Annotated in this window: 23 protein-coding genes; all 23 read left to right on the top strand. The window is 44.5% G+C overall.

From position 1 onward, the window contains the following. Positions 1 to 8: 8 nt before the first annotated feature. The 23 genes from fliQ to ACFPRA_RS05825 all read left to right on the top strand — a co-directional run bounded on the left by fliQ (position 9) and on the right by ACFPRA_RS05825 (position 22,381). Positions 9 to 278, top strand: a complete 270-nt coding sequence (gene fliQ, locus ACFPRA_RS05935; RefSeq protein ID WP_381431698.1) for a flagellar biosynthesis protein FliQ — start codon at positions 9 to 11, stop codon at positions 276 to 278. A 4-nt stretch (positions 279 to 282) separates the two neighbouring features. Further along, on the top strand, positions 283 to 1,059 hold the full coding sequence (gene fliR / locus ACFPRA_RS05930) for a flagellar biosynthetic protein FliR (protein ID WP_381431696.1): 777 nt from the start codon (positions 283 to 285) through the stop codon (positions 1,057 to 1,059). 4 nt (positions 1,060 to 1,063) lie between these two features. Next, positions 1,064 to 2,146: a flagellar biosynthesis protein FlhB gene (gene flhB / locus ACFPRA_RS05925; protein ID WP_381431694.1), complete on the top strand. Its 1,083-nt coding sequence runs from the start codon at positions 1,064 to 1,066 to the stop codon at positions 2,144 to 2,146. Positions 2,147 to 2,564: 418 nt separating this feature from the next. Beyond that, positions 2,565 to 4,595, top strand: coding sequence for a flagellar biosynthesis protein FlhA (flhA, locus tag ACFPRA_RS05920; protein WP_381431692.1), 2,031 nt, complete (start codon positions 2,565 to 2,567; stop codon positions 4,593 to 4,595). After that, positions 4,595 to 5,707 (top strand): flagellar biosynthesis protein FlhF, encoded by a 1,113-nt coding sequence (gene flhF, locus ACFPRA_RS05915; protein ID WP_381431690.1) that lies wholly within the window; start codon positions 4,595 to 4,597, stop codon positions 5,705 to 5,707. Before flhA ends, flhF begins: the two co-directional genes overlap by 1 nt. Next, on the top strand, positions 5,700 to 6,566 hold the full coding sequence (locus ACFPRA_RS05910; RefSeq protein WP_381431688.1) for a MinD/ParA family protein: 867 nt from the start codon (positions 5,700 to 5,702) through the stop codon (positions 6,564 to 6,566). The genes flhF and ACFPRA_RS05910 overlap by 8 nt, the downstream gene beginning before the upstream one ends. A gap of 1 nt (position 6,567) precedes the next feature. Then, positions 6,568 to 7,707: a protein-glutamate methylesterase/protein-glutamine glutaminase gene (locus tag ACFPRA_RS05905; protein WP_381431686.1), complete on the top strand. Its 1,140-nt coding sequence runs from the start codon at positions 6,568 to 6,570 to the stop codon at positions 7,705 to 7,707. A gap of 12 nt (positions 7,708 to 7,719) precedes the next feature. Continuing rightward, positions 7,720 to 9,789: a chemotaxis protein CheW gene (locus ACFPRA_RS05900; protein ID WP_381431684.1), complete on the top strand. Its 2,070-nt coding sequence runs from the start codon at positions 7,720 to 7,722 to the stop codon at positions 9,787 to 9,789. 16 nt (positions 9,790 to 9,805) lie between these two features. After that, the gene (locus tag ACFPRA_RS05895) at positions 9,806 to 10,273 is read left to right on the top strand and encodes a chemotaxis protein CheW (RefSeq protein WP_381431682.1); all 468 of its coding nucleotides are present in this window, start codon (positions 9,806 to 9,808) and stop codon (positions 10,271 to 10,273) included. Beyond that, positions 10,263 to 10,895 carry a chemotaxis protein CheC gene (locus ACFPRA_RS05890; protein WP_381431680.1) on the top strand — a complete coding sequence of 211 codons (633 nt, stop codon included), beginning with the start codon at positions 10,263 to 10,265 and terminating at the stop codon, positions 10,893 to 10,895. Before ACFPRA_RS05895 ends, ACFPRA_RS05890 begins: the two co-directional genes overlap by 11 nt. A gap of 1 nt (position 10,896) precedes the next feature. Next, positions 10,897 to 11,391, top strand: coding sequence for a chemotaxis protein CheD (locus tag ACFPRA_RS05885; RefSeq protein WP_381431677.1), 495 nt, complete (start codon positions 10,897 to 10,899; stop codon positions 11,389 to 11,391). Between the two features lie 108 nt (positions 11,392 to 11,499). After that, positions 11,500 to 12,282 (top strand): FliA/WhiG family RNA polymerase sigma factor, encoded by a 783-nt coding sequence (locus ACFPRA_RS05880; protein ID WP_381431675.1) that lies wholly within the window; start codon positions 11,500 to 11,502, stop codon positions 12,280 to 12,282. After that, on the top strand, positions 12,279 to 12,578 hold the full coding sequence (locus ACFPRA_RS05875) for a hypothetical protein (RefSeq protein WP_381431673.1): 300 nt from the start codon (positions 12,279 to 12,281) through the stop codon (positions 12,576 to 12,578). Before ACFPRA_RS05880 ends, ACFPRA_RS05875 begins: the two co-directional genes overlap by 4 nt. 6 nt (positions 12,579 to 12,584) lie before the next feature. Then, positions 12,585 to 13,103, top strand: coding sequence for a DUF6115 domain-containing protein (locus tag ACFPRA_RS05870; RefSeq protein ID WP_381431672.1), 519 nt, complete (start codon positions 12,585 to 12,587; stop codon positions 13,101 to 13,103). A gap of 143 nt (positions 13,104 to 13,246) precedes the next feature. Continuing rightward, the gene (rpsB, locus tag ACFPRA_RS05865; protein WP_239388802.1) at positions 13,247 to 13,972 is read left to right on the top strand and encodes a 30S ribosomal protein S2; all 726 of its coding nucleotides are present in this window, start codon (positions 13,247 to 13,249) and stop codon (positions 13,970 to 13,972) included. Between the two features lie 120 nt (positions 13,973 to 14,092). Next, complete coding sequence (gene tsf, locus ACFPRA_RS05860) at positions 14,093 to 14,977, top strand: translation elongation factor Ts (protein WP_381431670.1); 885 nt, start codon at positions 14,093 to 14,095, stop codon at positions 14,975 to 14,977. Between the two features lie 85 nt (positions 14,978 to 15,062). Continuing rightward, positions 15,063 to 15,788 (top strand): UMP kinase, encoded by a 726-nt coding sequence (pyrH, locus tag ACFPRA_RS05855; RefSeq protein WP_381431668.1) that lies wholly within the window; start codon positions 15,063 to 15,065, stop codon positions 15,786 to 15,788. Next, the gene (gene frr, locus ACFPRA_RS05850; protein WP_381431666.1) at positions 15,788 to 16,345 is read left to right on the top strand and encodes a ribosome recycling factor; all 558 of its coding nucleotides are present in this window, start codon (positions 15,788 to 15,790) and stop codon (positions 16,343 to 16,345) included. The genes pyrH and frr overlap by 1 nt, the downstream gene beginning before the upstream one ends. A 142-nt stretch (positions 16,346 to 16,487) precedes the next feature. Then, on the top strand, positions 16,488 to 17,282 hold the full coding sequence (locus ACFPRA_RS05845; RefSeq protein ID WP_381431664.1) for an isoprenyl transferase: 795 nt from the start codon (positions 16,488 to 16,490) through the stop codon (positions 17,280 to 17,282). Continuing rightward, complete coding sequence (locus ACFPRA_RS05840; protein WP_381431662.1) at positions 17,279 to 18,073, top strand: phosphatidate cytidylyltransferase; 795 nt, start codon at positions 17,279 to 17,281, stop codon at positions 18,071 to 18,073. Before ACFPRA_RS05845 ends, ACFPRA_RS05840 begins: the two co-directional genes overlap by 4 nt. A 61-nt stretch (positions 18,074 to 18,134) precedes the next feature. Beyond that, positions 18,135 to 19,283, top strand: coding sequence for a 1-deoxy-D-xylulose-5-phosphate reductoisomerase (locus tag ACFPRA_RS05835; protein WP_381431660.1), 1,149 nt, complete (start codon positions 18,135 to 18,137; stop codon positions 19,281 to 19,283). A 43-nt stretch (positions 19,284 to 19,326) separates the two neighbouring features. Then, on the top strand, positions 19,327 to 20,592 hold the full coding sequence (rseP, locus tag ACFPRA_RS05830) for an RIP metalloprotease RseP (RefSeq protein WP_381431658.1): 1,266 nt from the start codon (positions 19,327 to 19,329) through the stop codon (positions 20,590 to 20,592). A gap of 82 nt (positions 20,593 to 20,674) precedes the next feature. Next, the gene (locus ACFPRA_RS05825) at positions 20,675 to 22,381 is read left to right on the top strand and encodes a proline--tRNA ligase (protein WP_381431656.1); all 1,707 of its coding nucleotides are present in this window, start codon (positions 20,675 to 20,677) and stop codon (positions 22,379 to 22,381) included. The last annotated feature ends 11 nt before the right edge of the window (positions 22,382 to 22,392 follow it).

Raw genomic sequence — 22,392 nt, 5'->3', positions numbered from 1 at the left:
GGGTTTGAATGACAAGCGAAACGGTCATAGCGATAGCGGAGCGTGCCATATGGGTCGTCCTTCTGGCATCCGGTCCCCTCCTTTTAGTCGCATTGCTGACTGGACTTGCCGTCAGTATATTCCAAGCGACAACCCAAATTCAAGAACAGACATTAGCATTTGTTCCTAAAATTATTGCTGTTCTTGTAGCGATCGTTTTTTTCGGACCATGGATGTTAGCAAGAGTCACAGCTTTTGCAACTGATATTTTCGATAATCTCGTTCGGTATATCGGGTGATGATATGGATGAATTAATCCCATCATTAGCCGTTTATTTACTTGTACTAACCCGCGTCACCGCATTTTTTGTCACGGCTCCGCTTTTTTCTTATCGATCTATTCCGGCAACACACCGTATCATTCTCGGTGCATTGCTCGCTTGGATGCTTGTCTATTCCATTGATGCCCCCGAGTTGGAGATTGACGGTGCCTATCTGCTGCTTGTCATGAAAGAAGCGATGACCGGGCTATTTATCGGCATTATTGCATTTATCGTCATGTCGGCCATTCAAATAGCCGGTGGATTTATCGATTTTCAAATGGGTTTTGCCATTGCCAACGTCATCGATCCGCAAACAGGTGCACAATCCCCGCTACTCGGTCAGTTTTTCAATTCGCTGGCGATCTTATTATTGCTCGCATTGAACGGACATCATATGTTGCTGGATGGGATTTTTTATAGTTATCAATTCATCCCGATTGACCAGCTTTGGCCGGCATTTGGAGAGGAACGTCTCATCGAATTTGTCGTTCGGACGTTTGCGGCGTCTTTTGCCATTGCCTTTCAAATGGCGATCCCGATTGTAGCGACATTATTTCTTGTCGATTTAGCACTGGGGATTACAGCAAGAACCGTACCGCAATTGAATATTTTTGTAGTCGGTTTCCCGATTAAAATTGGTGTCAGTTTTGTTGTTCTGTTCATCACGATGGGTGTCATGGTTCAAGTGATGCGGAAGTTATTTGAAGTGATGATTTTGAGTATACGAGACTTGATGGTTCTTCTTGGAGGTGGCTAAACGAATGCTATTGCGCTTGGATTTGCAATTTTTCGCGGGCGAAAAGACGGAGAAGGCTACGCCCAAGAAGCGTCAAGATTCACGTAAAAAGGGACAAGTTCTGAAAAGCCAAGATGTCACAAGCGCGATTGTCCTGTTATCAGTTTTTCTCTTTCTTTTTTTTGCAGCTGGGTTCATGCGCGATCGATTTACTTTCTTTTTTACGCATGTTTTTACGCAATATGTTCCGATTACGTCAATGGATCATAATCAGACCATGCTCATTTATTCAGAAATTCTGCTCCAAATGGCTTTCATTCTATTGCCAATTATGTTAATCGCGGTTGTGGCAGGGGTAGCCGGAAACTTGTTTCAGTTCGGCTTCAACTTTACGACCGAGCCATTGAAATTTGATTTAAAGAAAATTGATCCCATTAAAGGACTTAAACGTATTTTTTCCATTCGTGCCATTGTAGAACTTTTAAAATCGATCTTGAAAATTTCGTTCATCGGTACGGTCACGTTTCTTATCGTTTTTTTGAATATAGACAAAGTACTTGGGTTAGCGTATAAGACGCCGTTAGATACACTTTCGACGATTGCGCAGCTCACTGTGCTAATGGGCATTATAGCGTCTTTTGTATTGCTGTTTATTGCAATTTTGGATTTCATTTATCAGAAATATGACTATGAAAAAAATCTCCGGATGTCCAAACAGGATATAAAGGATGAACATAAAAACTCTGAAGGGGACCCGCTTATTAAATCCCGCATTAAGCAACGTCAACGAGAGATGGCGATGCGCAGGATGATGCAGGAAGTCCCACAAGCGGATGTCGTCATTACGAACCCGACCCATTACGCGATTGCCATCAAGTACGATGATGGCAATATGGATGCGCCGATCGTGGTGGCGAAAGGCGTCGATTTCGTAGCACAAAAGATTAAAATGATTGCTAAAGAACATGAGATTGTCATGGTAGAAAATCGACCTTTAGCTAGGTCGCTCTACGATGAAGTAGAGATCGGGGATCGGATTCCCGAACAGTTTTTTAAAGCGGTCGCCGAAGTATTGGCGTACGTCTATCGAATTCAACGTAAAATTTGAGTTTGAGTATCAATCACGCCTCGGCGTGATTGTGTCCAGATTTTGAATTGAGCAAAGCTCACGTCTAGTCTTCGGGCGCCAGGGGCTCGGGACATAAGTCAAAGTTGCTCTGTGGCAAAAGACGCCACGCCGCATCTTCGCCTTATGCCTGTCGCCCCTAGGCAGGCGCCCTACGCTTTTGGAGAATTAACTCCTTTCAAAATCTGTGACATCCGCGGGCCTACAGGATGTAGGTCATGCAACCGTTGCCGCAGGACGCGGCGAACTTAGGTTGCCATCCATTCTTCGTTCAGCGGGCGTTTGAACACCCGCCGAACAAGAAACAAAACCGCATTCATCTCGCCACCTAGCGAGGTGGGAGTCTTCTGCTGAATGAAGATAAATGCGTCTAGATAATTTACAAGAAAGTGGGGATGACATGCAATTTAGAGATATAGGTGTGCTTGCGGCGGTCATCATGATTGTTGCGATGCTTGTCATCCCGCTTCCGACATGGCTTTTAAGTTTTCTGATCATCATTAACATTACTCTCGGCTTAATGGTTTTGCTGACTGCCATGAATATGAAGGAAGCGCTGGAATTTTCCATTTTTCCAACGATCGTTTTACTTTTGACTTTGTTCAGGGTCGGGTTGAACATTTCGACCACAAGAGCTATTTTGACGAATGGAGATGCGGGTGGAGTCGTTGATACTTTCGGAACGTTCGTAACCGGAGGCAATATTGTCGTTGGGCTTGTTGTCTTTGCCATTCTGGTCATTATCCAGTTTATCGTCATTACGAAAGGGGCGGAGCGTGTATCAGAAGTGGCTGCCCGTTTTACACTCGATGCAATGCCCGGAAAACAGATGAGTATCGATGCGGACTTGAATGCTGGCATGATATCTGAAACGGAAGCGCGGATGCGCCGTGAAAAGGTAAGTAATGAAGCGGATTTCTATGGTGCGATGGACGGTGCGACCAAATTTGTCAAAGGAGACGCCATTGCAAGTATTATCATCGTCATCATTAACTTGCTTGTCGGGATGATTATCGGAGTTGCGCAGATGGGGCTACCATTTGGAGAAGCGGCGGTACTTTTCTCCCAGCTGACAGTTGGGGACGGGATTGTATCGCAAATTCCGGCACTTCTTATTTCGACGGCAACCGGTATTGTCGTGACACGTGCGACGTCGGAAGGGAATCTCGGCACGGATATTACGAGTCAGTTGCTCGGTCAACCAAAACTATTATATGTTGCGGCAGCTACGATTTTAATGCTTGGGCTGGCAACGCCGATCAACGATATGTTGACCATTCCGATTGCAGCTGCATTGGCAGCAGGTGCATTTACGATGTCCCGCAAAACGGTTGAAGATCCAGAAGAATTACTGGAGATGGAAGAGGATGTTGAAACGGAAGGTATGAAAAGTCCTGAAAATGTCGTCAATCTTTTGAATGTCGATCCGATTGAATTCGAATTCGGTTATGGGCTTATCCCGCTCGTCGATGCGACGCAAGGTGGGGATCTCCTCGACCGTGTCGTCATGATTCGTAGACAACTGGCGATTGAGTTGGGCCTTGTCATTCCAGTTGTCCGGATTCGGGATAATATACAATTGCAACCAAATGAGTACCGAATCAAAATTAAGGGAAGTGAATTAGCAAGGGGCGAATTGTTACTGGACCATTACCTTGCGATGAGCCCGGGAGGAGACGATTCCATCGAAGGGATCGATACAGTTGAGCCGTCATTCGGACTTCCAGCCAAATGGATTACAGAGGACGTCAAGGAAGATGCAGAGATTATCGGCTATACAGTCGTCGATCCGCCAAGTGTCGTCTCCACCCATTTAACAGAAGTAATCCGTGCCCATGCAGCTGATTTGATCGGTCGACAGGAAACGAAGCAGCTCATCGATCATGTACGGGAAACGTATCCGATTCTTGTGGACGAACTGACACCTACCCCATTATCCATTGGGGAAATCCAGAAAGTGCTCGCCAAACTGTTGCGGGAGCATGTATCCATTCGGAACTTGCCGATCATTTTTGAAACATTGGCAGACTACTCGAAGTATACGTCCGATGTCGATGTGCTGACGGAATATGTCAGACAGGCATTGGCCCGCCAAATTACTAATCAGTATGCAGCGGCAGGTCAATCGCTGAAAGTGCTAACCGTATCCGGTAAAGTGGAAAAATCGATAGCTGATACGATCCAGCAGACCGAACAAGGGAATTATTTATCGATTGATCCAGCTGTTTCACAAGAGATCAATGAGTCGATCGCACGCGAAGTGGAGCGTGTCGCTTTGATGGATCAGTCGCCAGTCGTTCTTTGTTCGCCGGCAATCCGTATGTACTTAAGACAAATTACAGAACGCTATTTCCCACAAATTCCAATCTTATCTTACAATGAACTTGAAGCTTCGATTGAAGTCCAAAGTGTCGGGGTGGTGGATATCTGATGAAAATGAAAAGATATACGGCGGACACCATGGTGGACGCGATGAAAAAAGTGCGATCTGATTTTGGCGATGATGCCATCATTCTCAGTTCTTCTGTCGTCAAATCGAAAGGTTTTCTCGGTTTGTTCAGAAAGCGTTCTGTTGAAGTCGTTGCAGGATTTGATGAGCCAATGCAAAAGGAGATGGCACCGGTTTTCCCACAACCTTCTCAGCAAGTTCAAAGCGATGGACAAGCATCTTTGGAATTGCAGAAGGAAATGAACGATTTGAAAAAGATGTTGAAAAGTATGCAACAATCCACGACATACGCCCAATTCCCTGATGAGATGAAACCTTTGCTGACAAGCCTGGAGAAGCAAGGCTTGGCTGCTTCATTCATTACGATGATCGGTGAGGAATTATTCAAACGTATGAAAGTGGAAAAAAGGGATTTCACGGATCGTGAGCAACGTAAAATCGTCAAGGAAATACTAGAGCGGGAGTTAGACAGTTTGCCATTCGGCGGTATTTCATTTCAAAAAAAATACATTAATGTATTGGGTCCGACCGGGGTTGGAAAGACGACGACGATCGCTAAAATTGCTGCAAGGGCCTTGCTCGAAAATAAGAAGAAAATCGGCTTTATCACAACGGATACGTATCGGATTGCAGCCATTGAGCAACTCCGGACATATGCCAATTTACTGCAAGCACCTGTCGAGGTTGCGTACAATCATTCAGATTTTGAAGAGGCGATTGCCAAGCTTTCCGATCGTGAGTTGATTTTCATCGACACAGCCGGTCGCAATTACAAAGAAGCCAAATTTGTCGAGGATTTATCGCAACTTATTGACTTCTCAATGGAAATGGAATCTTACCTTGTGCTGTCGATGACGTCTAAGGAGGAGGATATGCGGGTCATTGTTGACCAATTTAACGCATTTCCAATTGAGAAGTTCATTTTTACGAAAATGGATGAAACGGGATCGATCGGTTCAATGTTTAATTTGATGAAGGAGTATGGAATCGGGACAGCTTATTATACGGATGGACAAGAAGTGCCGGAAGACATTACGGAAGCGGATTGCAAAAAATTGATCGATCTGCTATTCAAAGGTGAAGCGGATGCGTGATCAAGCTGAATCCCTTAGACTAAAGATGCTGAAGGCGCAAGGCGAACTATCAAGATCGATTGCCATTGTCAGTGGCAAAGGCGGGGTCGGGAAATCCAATTTTTCGACCAATTTTGCCTATGCCCTTCTTGCTAAAGGAAAAAAAGTGCTTATTATCGATATGGATATTGGTATGGGGAATATTCATATTTTGCTTGGCATGGCTCCGCGATATAGTTTGAAAAATTATTTAGTCGGAACGGAAGCGTTATCCCAAGTGATCAATGAAGCTTCGGGTGGCTTGCATTTCATCGCTGGCGGTTCCGGTCTGGACACTGTGATGGAATGGACGCCCTCCATGTTTGATACATTGATTCAAGGCTTTGAACAATTGCAGAAAGACTATGATTTTATCCTGTTTGACATGGGGGCAGGAGCGACCCAGACAGCGATTGAAATCATTACTGCTGTGGATGAAATCATTGTCATTTCGACGACAGAGCCTACATCGATTACGGATGCCTATTCGATGATGAAGTTCATATGCCTGCAAGATCCAGAGAAAGTATTCCATATTGTCAGTAATCGTGTGTCGAAAGGGGACGATGGCAAGGATGCTGTTGCAAGACTTCAATTTGCTGCAAGGAAGTTTTTAGACAAAGAAACGGAAATTCTCGGCTTTCTCCCTGAAGACCCTGCTGTACATCAGGCTGTGCTTGCCCAAAAGCCATTTCTCCAGCTTTATCCGAATGCGCCAATTTCCAAAAGGATGATGGCGATTGTAGACGTTTTTCTAGGTATTGAAACCGTAAAAGGCATCCGAAAAGGGGAGCGATTCCTCGGAAAGTTGAGAAGTATTTTTACGAAAGGGCGTGGCTGATTTGAATACAGGCAGTCGAAAGAAAACGCTTGTGGTAGATGATTCAGCGTTCATGCGAAAGCTCATATCCGATTTCCTTTCGAGTCATCCTAAAATTGAGGTAATCGGGACAGCTCGCAACGGTCAAGACGCGATTGAAAAAGTGTTGGCGTTGAAACCTGATGTCGTCACCATGGATATTGAGATGCCGCTCATGAATGGTCTAGAAGCTCTTCAGGAAATTATGGCCAAACATCCAGTCCCCGTTGTCATGTTGTCCAGTACAACTGAAATCGGTGCAGAAAATACGATGTTGGCAATGGCTTATGGAGCGGTTGATTTCATCGCTAAACCGGGCGGAGCGATTTCTTTAAATTTGCATGAAGTGCGCGACGAAATTGTCGAGAAGGTCATTTCAGCTTCGGAAGTTCGCTTGTCGACATTGACTAGGAAAACTTCAAGTCCACTTGTAGCGAAGCCAAACATCCCAAAAACCGTTATAAAATCAACTCCGTTGCATCGGGAGGCATCCACACATTCCGATAACTATTTTCGGATGCCGGATGTTAAGGTTCCCAAAACGGGCAAGACATTTGTTATAATAGGCACATCGACAGGGGGGCCTAGAGCACTACAAGAAGTGCTGACTCAATTACCCGAATCAATCGGGGTTCCGATTCTCGTTGTGCAGCATATGCCACCAGGTTTTACGAAGTCGCTTGCAGACCGGCTTAACAGTCTATGTAGCATACAGGTAAAAGAAGCGGAACATGGTGAGCTTCTTGATAATGGAACGGCGTATATTGCACCAGGAGGTAAACATTTGAAGATGGTGAAAAAAGGTGTGTCTTATTACGCACAACTGGATGATTTGGAGTCTCCGCGTATGGGACATCGCCCTTCTGTAGATGTTCTTCTCGAATCCGCTGCGACCTGTGCTGATGTCAATTATGTCACTGTCATTATGACAGGAATGGGCAATGACGGCACGAGGGGTATGGAAGTTCTTCGAAGAAAAGGTAGGACGGTTACAATCGCCGAGTCTGCAAATACATCGATTGTCTACGGAATGCCAAAAGCGATAAAGGAAGCTGGTTTTGCCGATAGAATAGTGGATTTACAAGACATCTCGGATTCGATACTGGAAATCATAAAGGCCTAAGGGGGCGGCATTATGGATACAAATCAATACTTGGAAATGTTCATTGAAGAAAGTAAAGAGCATTTGCAATCATGTAATGAACATTTATTGGAACTGGAAAATAACCCGGAAGATCTCGGAATCGTTAATGAAATCTTCCGGTCTGCCCATACGTTGAAGGGGATGTCCGCTACGATGGGCTACGAAGATATAGCCGATTTAACTCACAAGATGGAAAATGTACTCGATGCCATCCGCAACGCAAAAATTCGGGTCACGACTGAAATTATCGATGTCGTCTTTCAGGCTGTTGATGATTTGGAAGAGATGGTGCTCGATATTGCATCGGGAGGAACAGGTAAAAAAGACGTCCATGAACTGGTTGAAGTACTCAATCGAATTGAAGCTGGCGGTTCGGCTGTAGTTGCGGCATCCGCTGAAACTACAGCAACGGTGGTAGCTGAAGTGGAAACGGAACAGAATGGACACTCGGATTTGCAATTTGACGAATATGATATGACAGTGATTGGCCAATCATTCGAGCAAGGGTACCAAGCATACGAAATCTCGGTCCAATTACGGGAGGATTGCTTGTTGAAAGCTGCCAGGGTCTTCATGGTCTTTGAAATATTCGAGAAAATTGGAGAGGTCATCAAAACCGCTCCAACGGTTGAACAGCTGGAAAATGAAGATTTTGAAGAGGCTTTTACTGTCGCGTTGCTTACCAAAGAAGAAGCGGATGTCTTGAAGGCCAAAATCATGAAAGTTTCCGAAGTTGAAAATGTTGTTGTAAGGCCAATTACGAACGAAACATTGCTTCAAGGTAGAGTTGAAAAAGAAGAAAATATAGTGAAGAAAGCGGCAGTCGAAAAAGCCGATTCAACAACAAATCCGAAAAGTGCTACGGTTTCGGGGGATAAACAGAATCGTAAAAACGTCACAGCGCAAGCCGGTAATAAAACGATTCGTGTCAATATCGATCGATTGGATATTCTGATGAACCTGTTTGAGGAACTCGTCATAGACCGCGGCAGGCTTCAATCAATAGCAAGTGAATTACATAATGCCGAATTGACGGAAACGGTTGAACGGATGACGAGAATTTCCGGTGATTTGCAGACGATTATTTTGAATATGCGCATGATACCGGTAGAGACTGTGTTCAATCGGTTCCCGAAAATGGTCCGACAATTAGCGCGTGATCTTGATAAGAAAATCGCCTTGGAAATCATAGGTGCTGAAACGGAACTTGATCGGACCGTCATCGACGAAATTGGTGATCCACTTGTTCATTTAATCCGAAATGCGCTAGATCATGGAATTGAAAGACCGGCTGAACGGCTCGCAAAAGGGAAGCCAGAAGAAGGGACAGTTACGCTTCGTGCCTACCATTCTGGAAATCATGTTTTCATAGAATTGGAAGATGACGGCGCTGGCGTCAATCGTGAGCGTGTACTCGCAAAAGCAATTAGCAATGGAATCATCTCCGCAGAAATGGCGGATACAATGACAGACAAGCAAGTCGCAGAACTGATTTTGGCATCTGGCTTTTCTACAGCTGAAAAGATTTCTGACGTTTCCGGACGTGGAGTCGGTCTCGATGTCGTGAAAAACACCATCGAGTCGCTTGGCGGCCATATATCGATCGATTCGAAGGAAGGGCACGGATCCTTGTTCCAAGTTCAACTTCCTCTGACACTGTCCATCATATCGGTCATGCTTGTCGAATTGGAGAAAGAGATTTACGCGATTCCGCTATCGTCCATCATCGAGACTGCCATTATCCAGACGTCGGATATTATGAATGCACATAATCAGAAAGTGATAGATTTCCGTGGCAATATTGTCCCACTCGTCGATTTGAAAGAGATTTTTGAAACGGAGGATGGAGCGTATCAAGCGGACGACTACCAGTCGGTTGTTATCGTTCGAAAAGGAGATAAGCTTGCAGGACTAGTCGTGGATTCTTTTATAGGTCAACAAGAAATCGTCTTGAAATCGCTCGGGAATTATTTGCAAAATGTCTTCGCAATATCTGGCGCAACGATTCTAGGAAATGGACAAGTTGCACTGATTGTCGATTGCAACGCATTGATTAAATAAGCGGGAGTGATGAATCATGACGGAAATGCTCGACCAAAAAGAAATGAAAGTCATTGTATTCCAATTGATAGATAAGGAATATGCAATCGGAGTCGATGTTGTCCAATCGATCGAAAAGCTGTTGACGATTACACGGGTTCCTAAAACGCCACCATATGTCAAAGGCGTTTTGAATTTAAGAGGGGTTGTGACGCCGATTGTCGATTTGCGTGAGCGTTTCGGCTTGGAAGCGAAGGAAATGGACGACAGTACAAGGATTATTATTGTCACATTACCTGAATTCGAAGTGGGGCTCATTGTAGATGCCGCTAATGATGTAATCGACATACCGGTAGGGTCGATTGAACCGCAGCCGGGGGTCGTCGGAACGGTTGAATCGGAGTTTATATCAGGGGTGGCCAAAATCGATAAGCGCTTGCTCGTCATGTTGAATTTAGAGAAAGTCCTTGAGCCCGTGAAACGAGGAACATCGGATGAATTCTAATAATCCGATTACAGATTTGCATCTGGATGTTCTAAAAGAAATCGGAAACATCGGCGCAGCTCATGCGGCCACTTCCATGTCCCAATTGCTCAATCGTAAAATCGATATGTATGTACCGAATGTCAAGCTCGTTTCCTTTGATGAAATGTTTGAACTGGCAGGCGGAGCCGAAAAAGTCGTGGCTGGCATTTTTCTCCGCATCGAAGGGGATTTATCCGGCAGCATGTTCTTTGTTCTACCCATTGCCTCAGCCAATCATTTTATTAAACGGCTGATCGGAGACGACACATTCGATTTTGAATCTGCATCCATTCCCGAAATCGGCATTTCGGCGATGCAAGAGTTAGGTAATATTCTTTCAGGCTCTTACTTATCCGCATTATCCGATTTCACAGGATTGAACATCTATCCGACAGTGCCTTCTTTAAGCGTCGACATGGTCGGTGCGATCGTTAGCTTCGGTCTAATTGAAGTTTCTCAGCATAGCGATGAGGTGATCGTTATCGATACACAAATCAGTGAGGAAAGTGATGATGGCACTTCAAGCGTCAATGGCCAATTCTTCTTGATGCCTGACCCTACCTCTTATCGAACGATTTTTCGTTCATTAGGTGTGTTATAAGATGGCATTGATACAAGAAGTGGTGAGAGTTGGGATTGCGGATATGAATATTGTGAAAGAGCCGATGACCATCCGGACTTCCGGGCTTGGCTCTTGTGTCGGAGTCGTGTTATATGACGAAAGGAAAAAAATTGCCGGACTATTGCATGTGATGCTTCCAGATTCAGGCCTGGCCAAATCAGATCGTCTAAATGTGGCCAAATTTGCAGATACAGGGATTTATGCATTAATGGAAATGTTAAAAGCGGAAGGCGTCAGACCAATGTCGTTGAAAGCGAAAATTGCAGGTGGGGCACAAATGTTCCAATTTGGCTCAAGTGATACGATTCGTATTGGTCCGCGTAATGTGGAAGCGGTGAAAGAACAATTGAAACGTTTATCCATTCCCCTGATTGCTGAAGATACAGGTGGTTCAAGTGGACGTACAATCGAATTCGATCCCGAGACATCACTTCTTAATATCCGGACTGTGAACGCAGGGACAAAAGATATTTGAGCGGGGAAATACAGGCGGCTGATCGGTTCAGTCGCCTTTTTTCGAGCATTTTTGCTATACTGATAAGTACAATGACTGAGTGAATCATCATGGAAAGTGAGGGATTCGATGTCAAAACAGGATTTGATGGAAGAAGAGGCATGTTGGGACCAATGGATTCGAAAACGTGATCCCGAAGCGGGGGATGCCTTGGTCCGTAAGTATACGCCGCTCGTTACCTACCATGTACAGCGGATTAGTGCGGGACTCCCGAGAAATGTTTCGAGGGATGATATTATGAGCCTAGGACTTCACGGATTGTTCGATGCTTTGACAAAATTCGACCCGAGTAGGGATTTGAAGTTCGATACATATGCCTCATTTCGGATTCGGGGAACGATTATCGATGGCTTGCGAAAAGAAGATTGGATGCCGCGTTCTTCTAGGGAAAAAACAAAAAAGCTTGAAGAAGAGATCACAAAACTTGAACAAAAACTATTGCGTCATGTGACGCCAGAAGAAGTTGCCGATCATCTTGGAATGAGCGTTGACGAAGTGTATGAGACGGTTCGTGAACAATATTTTTCAAACGTACTTTCCATCGATGAAAAAATCAATGATGATGACGAAGAAGGACAGAAATCATTTGTGATCAAAGATCGAGACTCCAAGACTCCAGAACAGAAGACGATGATGAACGAATTGGTGAGCGACTTGGCAAAGAAAATCCAAGAGTTGAATAAAAATGAACAGCTCGTCTTGAATTTATTTTATACAGAAGAAATGACGCTGACAGAAATTGGGGAAATTTTAAGTCTATCCACTTCAAGGATTTCTCAAATTCATTCGCGGGCACTGTTTAAACTTCGCAAATTATTAACGTCTGAAATCGTCGATGGAGGGATCTTATGAGTCTAAAAGGAATTGAACTGCAAATTGCGATTCCGAAGACATTCGATGCGGGAAAGGTTTCGGAACAGAAACTCCAACAATCGCAATTGAATCAAGACCTTGCTCATGCGTTGACGGAGCGGCAAAGCGCAAAGGCAAGAGAAACGGTCTTGGAAACGAAGCAATCGGCAAGGACGGATGGAAATGGAAAACGACAAGGACAAGGTGAATCACAAGATGGCGAACAGCGAGAAAATGAGGAAGAAAAGAAGACGCATCATCCTTACAAAGGTGCATTTGTCGACTTTACAGGGTAAACGATGATGGCGATTTTCTTAGCAGTTTTATTTTTCATTCAAATCATCGTCGGTTATTTCCTTGTTTTGCTTTATATGAAAGTATCGAAATTCGATAACTTGGAAAAAAAACAACGGCAGCTCATGAATGAAATGGACGACTCGATCGGTGCCTATTTGGCGGAGTTGAAAGATGAAAATGAGCGGCTGATCGCAAAGCTTGCTGAACGGCAAACAGAAATGACGAAACAAGGGCAGGCTGGAATTGCTGACCCTGCCAAGCCAGTACCGACTGCCCCTAGGGAAGAATCGCAACCTGGATCGGCCATTGGCGTACCGAAAGTGCCGGTCAATATTGCGCTTCAATCTTATGAAAATGCTAGGAAAGTGCATGGCAACGCGTCTGATGAGCAACTTGAACGGGAACCGGAAGACGATAGAACACGGGCGCTGGAATGGCATCGAGATGGCCATTCCGTCGAAGAAATCGCTAAAAGGCTCGAAAAAGGAAAAACTGAAGTGGAGCTGATGCTCAAATTTAAGTGAAACAAGTTGCCAAACGAATTCGGCTATGGTATATTAGCAAATGGTATTACTACACACGTGCACGGACGACGGGGAAGGTGCCGAAAGGTCGCTCTGCCGAATGAAGCGCACGGAGGAATCAAACCAAACAGGAGGAATAACAAATGTCAGTAATCTCAATGAAACAACTGCTTGAAGCAGGGGTGCACTTCGGTCACCAAACACGCCGTTGGAATCCGAAAATGAAAAAATACATTTTCGTAGAGCGTAACGGTATCTACATCATCGACCTTCAAAAAACGGTCAAAAAACTTGAAGAAGCTTATGCATTTATGCGCCAAGTCGGTGCTGACGGTGGGAAGGTTCTTTTCGTTGGTACGAAAAAACAAGCTCAAGATGCAATTAAAGAAGAAGCTGAACGCGCTGGAATGTACTACATCAACCAACGCTGGCTCGGCGGAACACTTACGAACTTCGGTACGATTCAAAAACGTGTTGCACGTTTAAAAGAAATCGAGCGCATGGAAGAAGACGGTACATTCGACGTACTTCCTAAAAAAGAAGTTGGACAACTTAAAAAAGAACACGAACGCCTTGTTAAATTCCTTGGCGGAATCCGTGATATGAAAGCACTTCCTGATGTAATGTTCGTCGTTGATCCACGCAAAGAGCGCATTGCTGTAGCGGAAGCGATCAAATTGAACATTCCACTTGTCGGAATCGTTGATACAAACTGTGATCCGGATGAAATCGACTACGTCATTCCTGCGAATGATGATGCGATCCGTGCAGTACGTCTATTAACAAGCAAAATGGCTGACGCTTTGATCGAATCAAGACAAGGCGAAGACGAAGAGGCGACTGAAGAAGAAACAGTAGCTGCAGAGTGAATTTAGTAAATCAAAAGACGATAAGCGGCCTATCCCCTTATCGTCTTTTTTAGGAATGTCTAAGGTTCAGGCGCCCTGCGCTTTTCCTTAGAATGAAGACATAAATTGGAGGAATGGAAAATGGTAATTACAGCACAAATGGTAAAAGAACTTCGCGAAAAAACTGGTGCAGGAATGATGGACTGCAAAAAAGCACTAACAGAAGTGAACGGTGACATGGAAGCAGCAATCGATTTCCTTCGTGAAAAAGGTCTTTCTAGCGCAGCGAAAAAAGCGGATCGTATTGCTGCAGAAGGAACAACTTCGATTTATGTCAATGGAAACGAAGCAGTTATCCTTGAAGTGAATGCTGAAACAGACTTCGTTGCGAAAAACGAAGCGTTCCAAACGCTTGTACAAGAACTTGCTGAGCATCTTCTAGCTTCGAAACCTGCAACGATTGAAGAAGCGCATGATTCCAAATTGGAAAACGGTCTCTCTGTTGCAGATCATATTTCAAATGCAGTTGCGAAAATCGGTGAGAAAATCACGCTTCGTCGTTTTGAAATCCGTACGAAAACAGATAACGATGCATTTGGTCCTTACCTTCATATGGGCGGCCGTATCGGTGTTCTTGTGGTGCTTGAAGGCTCTACAGATGCTGAAGCGGCAAAAGACGTTGCGATGCACGTTGCAGCTTTGAATCCGAAATACGTTTCTCGTGACCAAGTATCGGAAGAAGAAGTTGAGCGTGAGCGTAAAGTTTTAACTGAACAAGCACTTAACGAAGGAAAACCGGAAAACATCGTAGCGAAAATGGTCGAAGGTCGTATCGGCAAATACTTCGAGGAAATTTGTGTGCTTGATCAGGCGTTTGTTAAAAACTCCGATCAAAAAGTGAGCGACTTTGTCAAAGCTACGGGCGGTACATTGAAAGAATTTATCCGCTACGCAGTAGGTGAAGGAATCGAAAAACGTGAAGATAACTTCGCGGATGAAGTAATGAGCCAAGTTAAAGGTAACTAATTGATTTCTTTATAGAACAACTGATGGGGAACACATGCATGTGTTCCCTCTTTTTCGAGAATAAAGTAGTAGATGGAGGATACAAATGAACGTCCCAAAATACAAAAGAATCGTCTTGAAGTTAAGCGGAGAAGCACTTGCCGGTGAAAAAGGTTTTGGATTATCTCCAGAAATCATCAAAACGGTTGCCGAACAAGTGAAAGAAGTTGTCGATCTGGACGTCGAAGTGGCTGTCGTCGTTGGAGGCGGAAATATTTGGCGTGGGAAAATTGGTAGCGAGATGGGCATGGATCGTGCGACAGCCGATTATATGGGAATGCTCGCAACGGTCATGAATTCCCTTGCGCTACAAGATTCCCTTGAAAAACTCGGTGTTGAAACGCGCGTTTCATCTTCCATTGAAATGAGACAAGTAGCGGAGCCTTACATACGTCGGAAAGCCATTCGTCATCTGGAGAAGAAGCGGGTTGTGATCTTCGCAGCAGGCACAGGGAATCCCTATTTCTCAACAGATACGACTGCGGCGCTTCGGGCGGCAGAAATCGAAGCGGACGTCATACTGATGGCGAAAAATAATGTGGACGGTGTATACTCTGCCGATCCACTGAAAGATACAAATGCAGTAAAATATCAGGAACTCTCTTATTTGGAAGTCATCAGTCAAGGGCTTGAAGTGATGGATTCCACTGCTTCAACTCTATGTATGGACAATGATATCCCTCTCGTAGTATTCTCGATAATGGATAATGGAAATATTAAAAGAGCCGTTCTAGGTGAGCCGATTGGAACGGTTGTCAGGAGGAATCTGTAATGCCGAAAACAGTGATGGATCAAGCGAAAGATCGTATGGAAAAAGCAATCGGTGCCTATACAAGAGAGCTGGCATCGATTCGAGCGGGACGTGCAAACGCTTCTCTACTGGACAGAATTTCTGTCGAATATTACGGAGCGCCAACGCCGCTAAACCAAATGGCTGGAATTTCAGTACCGGAACCGCGTCTGCTTGTCATCCAACCATATGACAAAACAACACTCGGAGAAATTGAAAAGGCGATTATGAGATCGGACATTGGGATTACACCATCAAATGACGGTTCTGTCATCCGTCTTGCCGTTCCTGCGTTGACGGAGGAACGCCGTAAAGAGCTTGTCAAGCAAGTGAAAAAAGAAGCGGAAGACGCGAAAGTTGCGATTCGTAACGTCCGTCGTGATGCGAATGATGATTTCAAGAAACTCGAAAAAAATGGCGAGATCACAGAGGATGAATTGCACCGTAACGGAGAAGAAATCCAAAAACTGACAGACTCGCAAATTGAGCGAATTGAGCAAATCGCAAAAGACAAAGAAAATGAAATCATGGAAATCTGATAGAGAACTTTCTATAGACCGGGACGTCCTAATTTCAGGACGTCTCTTTCTTTAGGTGATCGGAAAAAATGAAATTAGTCGTCTAATTTGATACGATAGAGTATGTACTTGCTCAGAAAAGTAGCCGAGTGGAGGAAATGACATGCTGGACAAACTCATGCGAAAAAAAACTGCGATGTCTGAGGGATTGTTATCGGACCGGATTGCCAATGTTAAGAGAGGGCAGATTCCCGCCCATGTAGCAATCATCATGGACGGAAACGGCAGATGGGCAAAACAGCGTAACTTACCAAGGATCGCAGGACATCACGAAGGGATGAAAACGGTCCGTAAAATAACGCGAATCGCAAATGATTTAGGCATAGAAGTGTTGACACTTTACGCTTTCTCCACGGAAAATTGGAAACGGCCTAAGCTCGAAATTGATTTCCTAATGAAGCTTCCCGGAGAGTTTTTGAGCACATATCTTCCCGAGTTGATTGAGAAAAATGTGAAAGTTGAAATGATCGGCAATGTCGAGATGCTCCCGGAACATACGAAAAAAGCGATTCGAAAAGCGATGGAAGCAACGAAGGACAATGACGGGATGACATTGAACTTTGCAATGAACTATGGAAGTAGACTTGAACTTGTCGAGGCTTTGAAGAAAATCGCTACACTAGTTGAAGACGGTTTACTTCAAGTGGATGATATCGATGACTCGATGATTAGTTCGCATTTGATGACGGCGCATTTGCCAGAGCCAGATTTACTTATCCGTACGAGCGGAGAAGTGAGACTTTCCAATTTCATGTTATGGCAACTAGCCTACGCGGAATTGTCATTTACGAGTGTGTTATGGCCGGATTTTGACGAAGCATGCATGATTCATGCGATGGAAGAATTCCAGTTGCGTCATCGACGTTTTGGAAGCGTTGAAGGGGAGGGAACTATTTGAAACAAAGAATTATAACGGCCATTATTGGGCTTGCCTTTTTGGTTCCACTTGTCCTCTTGGGTGGATTGCCTTTCATTTTAGCGGTATACATCATGGCAACGATTGGTCTTTTCGAACTGTTAAGGATGCGAGAAATTCGACTTTTTTCCGTGGAAGGGATTTTGACTTGGATTGCGCTTGTCATCCTGCTCATGCCTGTTACATGGAATGATGCGGTTTATAGCAAGCTGGGGTATACGAAAATTGAAATGTCATTTGCCATCATTCTTATTTTATTGATTTATACAGTCATTGTAAAAAATCGCTATACGTTTGATCATGCAGCATTTTCAGTATTAGCTGCCCTCTATGTAGGAATTGGATTTTATTATTTGATCGAAACAAGATTAGCTGGGATCGAATATGTAATTTATGCGTTGATGGTCATTTGGACGACGGACTCGGGTGCTTATTTTGTTGGAAGAAAGATTGGAAAACGGAAACTCTGGCCGGAAATCTCCCCGAATAAAACAGTGGAAGGTTTTATCGGTGGCATTCTATCGGCAGTCGTTTTTGCATGCATTTTTCAATATTTTTATGCCCTTTCATCGACATATATTATTTTAGTCGGTGTGACGGTTGTTGCTTCAATTGTCGGTCAATTGGGCGATTTGGTTGAATCTGCACTGAAAAGGCATTATGCGGTCAAGGATTCCGGGAAGTTGCTTCCGGGTCACGGTGGGATACTGGATCGATTCGACAGTCTCCTTTTTGTATTGCCATTACTTCATTTTTTACATTTTATCGGTTGACTTTATGTAAGCAGGAGTCCCCATTTCCACAAATGCGGGATTGATTGGAGAGGATGTCTTTATGACGAAGAAAATTAGCTTGCTTGGGGCGACGGGATCCATTGGTATACAAACATTGGATATTATCGGATCCAATCCGGATAAATTCGAACTCGTATCTTTTTCGGCGGGGTTGAATATAGTTAAGGTGAGGGAAATTGCTGCTACCTTCCATCCTCAAATTATATCTGTCATCAGACAGGAGGATGCACAAGCATTACAAATCGAATTCCCGTCCATCCGATTCGTTCATGGCAAAGAAGGGCTTATCGAAATTGCAGCACGATCCGGTGCTGATATATTGGTTAGTGCGGTTATTGGAAGCGTCGGATTGGAGCCGACGTTGGAAGCGATCCGTGCTGGTATACCGATTGCGATTGCCAACAAAGAAACGCTTGTCGCTGCGGGGGATATCGTGATGGAAGAAGCACGTAAGCATCGCGTTCCGTTATTGCCAGTCGACAGCGAACATTCCGCACTGTTTCAATCGCTGAACGGTGAAAATCCAAAGCGGGTGTCGCGCTTGATTTTAACTGCGTCAGGAGGCAGTTTCCGAGACCTTTCCCGTGAGGAGCTCACGAATGTGACGGTTGAACAAGCCTTGGCCCATCCTAACTGGTCCATGGGCAACAAGCTGACAATCGACTCAGCGACAATGATGAACAAAGGGCTGGAAGTCATTGAAGCTCATCATCTTTTCGATATGCCATATGATCGGATCGACTGTTTGCTTCACAAAGAGAGTATCATCCATTCCATGGTGGAATTCGAAGATACAAGTGTGATGGCACAACTGGGCTCTCCGGATATGCGTGTGCCGATTCAATATGCATTGACGTATCCGGATCGCATCCCGATGCAAAACGCGAAGCCGCTCCGTCTGGAGGAAATCGGCCAATTGCATTTTGAAAAAGTAGATCTTGTCCGTTACAAAGCATTGGCTTTGGCTTATGCAGCCGGTAGGGAAGGTGGCACAATGCCGACGGTGATGAATGCAGCGAATGAAATCGCAGTCAGTCTCTTTATGGATGGGCGCATCCCATTTGTCCAAATCGAGGAGATCATTGAACGTATGATGGATAAACATGAGACGATTACTGCGCCCGATCTCGAAACGATTTTAGAAACAGATACGCTGACTCGAAAAATGGTGTATGCTATGGTAAAATGAGTTGTTTAGAATCGGCTTTGAAGGCCAGTGAAGGTGGTTTTTTATGGAAACCGTAATTGCGTTTATCATCATATTCGGTTCTCTAGTTACATTTCATGAGCTGGGACATTTCTTGTTCGCGAAAAGAGCCGGGATTATGGTGCGCGAATTTGCAGTTGGGTTCGGTCCCAAAATATTAGGCATCAGAAAAAATGAAACATTATATACGATTCGACTACTTCCGCTAGGCGGTTATGTACGAATGGCCGGGGAAGATTTCGACACGGTCCAGTTACAGCCGGGATATCGTGTTGGTCTCATCATCGGCGAAACTGGAGAAGTAGAAAAAATTTACCTGAATCGCAATGTCGCGAATCCCGATGTCCTGTTCTTGGAAACGGAAGCATCCGATTTGGAAAAGGACATGTTCATCAAAGGATATGATGATGAGGGGCAACTTGTCCGTTTTAATGTTTCGAGAAAAGCGGTCATCTACGAAAAAGGACAGGAGACGCTGATCGCCCCTTACGACAGACAGTTCGAATCGAAGTCGGTCGGTCAGCGGGCGATGGCGATATTTGCCGGCCCGTTGTTCAACTTCATCCTAGCATTTTTCATCTTTTTAGCAATTGGTTTGTTGCAAGGGGTTCCGACATATGAGCCGATTATTTCGGAGGTCGGTTCAAATGGTCCTGCACAAGAAGCGGGGATGGAAAAAGGCGATTTGGTTACAGGAGTGAACGGTACGCCAATCGAGACTTGGCAAGAATTTGCACTCGTCATTCAAGAAAATCCGGGTGTGCCTTTGCAATTTGAGGTTGAGCGGAGTGGAACTCGTCAGATACTGGAAGTGACACCTAAAACAGTAACCGAAAAAGGCGAGACATTTGGTCAAATCGGTGTCACCTATACAAGTCCAGTTGAAAAGAATCCATTGAAAGCAGTGGCGTTCGGTGCAGAGCAAACAATCACTTGGATCAAGCGTATATTTGAGTTGCTCGGGATGTTAGTGACAGGGCAATTCACGATAGACGCATTATCTGGACCGGTCGGTATTTATAAAGCAACAGAGGATGTCGCAAAGTTTGGCATTTACAGTTTGATGAATTGGGCCGCCATTTTAAGCATTAACCTCGGGATTATGAATCTGTTGCCATTGCCAGCGCTGGATGGTGGTAGATTATTGTTCTTCTTGTTCGAAGCGATTCGAGGAAAGCCAATTGACAAGCAAAAAGAAGGAATGGTCCATTTTGTTGGGATTGTCCTCTTGATGGTTTTGATGCTAGTCGTCACGTGGAATGACATTCAACGCTTCTTCTTTTCCTCCTAAAGAAAAGAGGAATGCGTCATTGATCTTCAACAGAAAGAGAGAAAACGTGAACATTGAACTTCACTAGAGGTGGGAATAACTTATGAAACAATCTCTAACATTCATGCCAACAATGCGTCAAGTTCCTTCTGATGCAGATATCATCTCACATCAGTTGCTTCTTCGAGCCGGGTTTATTCGTCAAAACACAAGCGGTGTGTATTCTTTCCTGCCCTTAGGCAAGAAAGTGTTGCAAAAAATCGAGAAAATCATCAGGGAAGAGATGGAAGCGATCGATGCCGTCGAAGTATTCATGCCAGCATTGCAGCAAGCGGAATTATGGCAGGAGACGGGCAGATGGTATTCGTACGGTCCTGAATTATTCCGTCTGAAAGATCGGCATGATCGGGAATTTGTGCTTGGTGCAACTCATGAGGAAGTAATTACATCACTTGTCCGTGATGAAGTAAAATCCTATAAAAAATTACCGCTTACGATGTTCCAAATCCAGACGAAGTTTCGAGATGAGCAAAGACCGCGCTTCGGTTTGTTACGTGGACGGGAGTTCATCATGAAGGATGCCTATTCGTTTCATGCGACCGAAGAAAGCTTAGATGAAAAATATGAAGATATGAAGCGGGCGTATATGAATATCTTCACGCGCCTAGGACTCGATTTCCGTGCAGTCATTGCAGATGGCGGTACAATCGGCGGAACCGATACCCATGAGTTCATGGCTTTATCGGATATCGGAGAAGACACGATTGCCTATAGCGATAGTTCTTCCTATGCAGCGAATATTGAGATGGCAGAAGTGAATATTTCATATATCAAAAAGGACGAGCCGTTAAAAGAGGTTGAGAAAGTCGCCACGCCTGATCAAAAAACGATCGATGAAGTCGCAACATACCTTGAAATTGAAACTGACCAACTGATCAAAACATTGATCTTTAGAGCAGATGACGAACACGTTGCGGTTCTATGCCGTGGCGACCATGAAATTAATGCAATCAAACTGAAAAACACATTAGGAGCAACTGAAATCGAATTAGCTGCTGAAAGGGACGTCCAAAGTCTTCTTGCGTGTGCAGTCGGTTCAATCGGTCCGGTTAAATTGCCAGTCGGTCTTCATGTGATAGCAGACCATGCCGTAGCAGCAGTAGTCAATGGTGTATGTGGTGCGAACGAAGATGGGTTCCATTTGAAGAATGTCAATCCGGAACGTGATTTTGCCGTAGACAGTTATGAAGATTTGCGGTTTATCCGTGAAGGGGACGTCTCGCCGGATGGCAATGGCACGATTAAATTTGCCAAAGGAATCGAAGTCGGTCATATATTCAAACTGGGTACGACCTATAGCGAACCGATGGAAGGTACATTTTTAGATGAAAACGGCAAAGCGAAACCGTATATTATGGGTTGCTATGGTATCGGTGTGTCGCGCATTTTAGCTGCGGTTGCAGAGCAATTTAACGACGAGAACGGTTTGAAATGGCCAAAGAACCTATCCCCATACGATGTCCACCTGATTTCGGTCAATGTCAAGGACGACATCCAAAAGGAATTGGCAGATGAATTATATAGCGTCTTGAAATCCTATCGCTATGAAGTGCTATATGATGATCGTCCTGAACGTGCAGGTGTCAAATTCGCTGATTCTGATTTGATCGGACTGCCAATTCGCCTGACAGTAGGAAAAAAAGCTTCGGAAGGAATTGTCGAAGTGAAATTCAGACAAACAGGGGAAACAACCGAATGGCAAAAAGAAGAAATTACTGAAAAGCTACAGGGCTTTTTCTCAACACAATAATACGCAAGGAG

The sequence above is a fragment of the Sporosarcina soli genome (assembly GCF_042655805.1).
GTDB classification, from domain to species: Bacteria; Bacillota; Bacilli; order Bacillales_A; family Planococcaceae; genus Sporosarcina; species Sporosarcina soli.
This window is presented reverse-complemented; position numbering and strand designations above follow the sequence as displayed.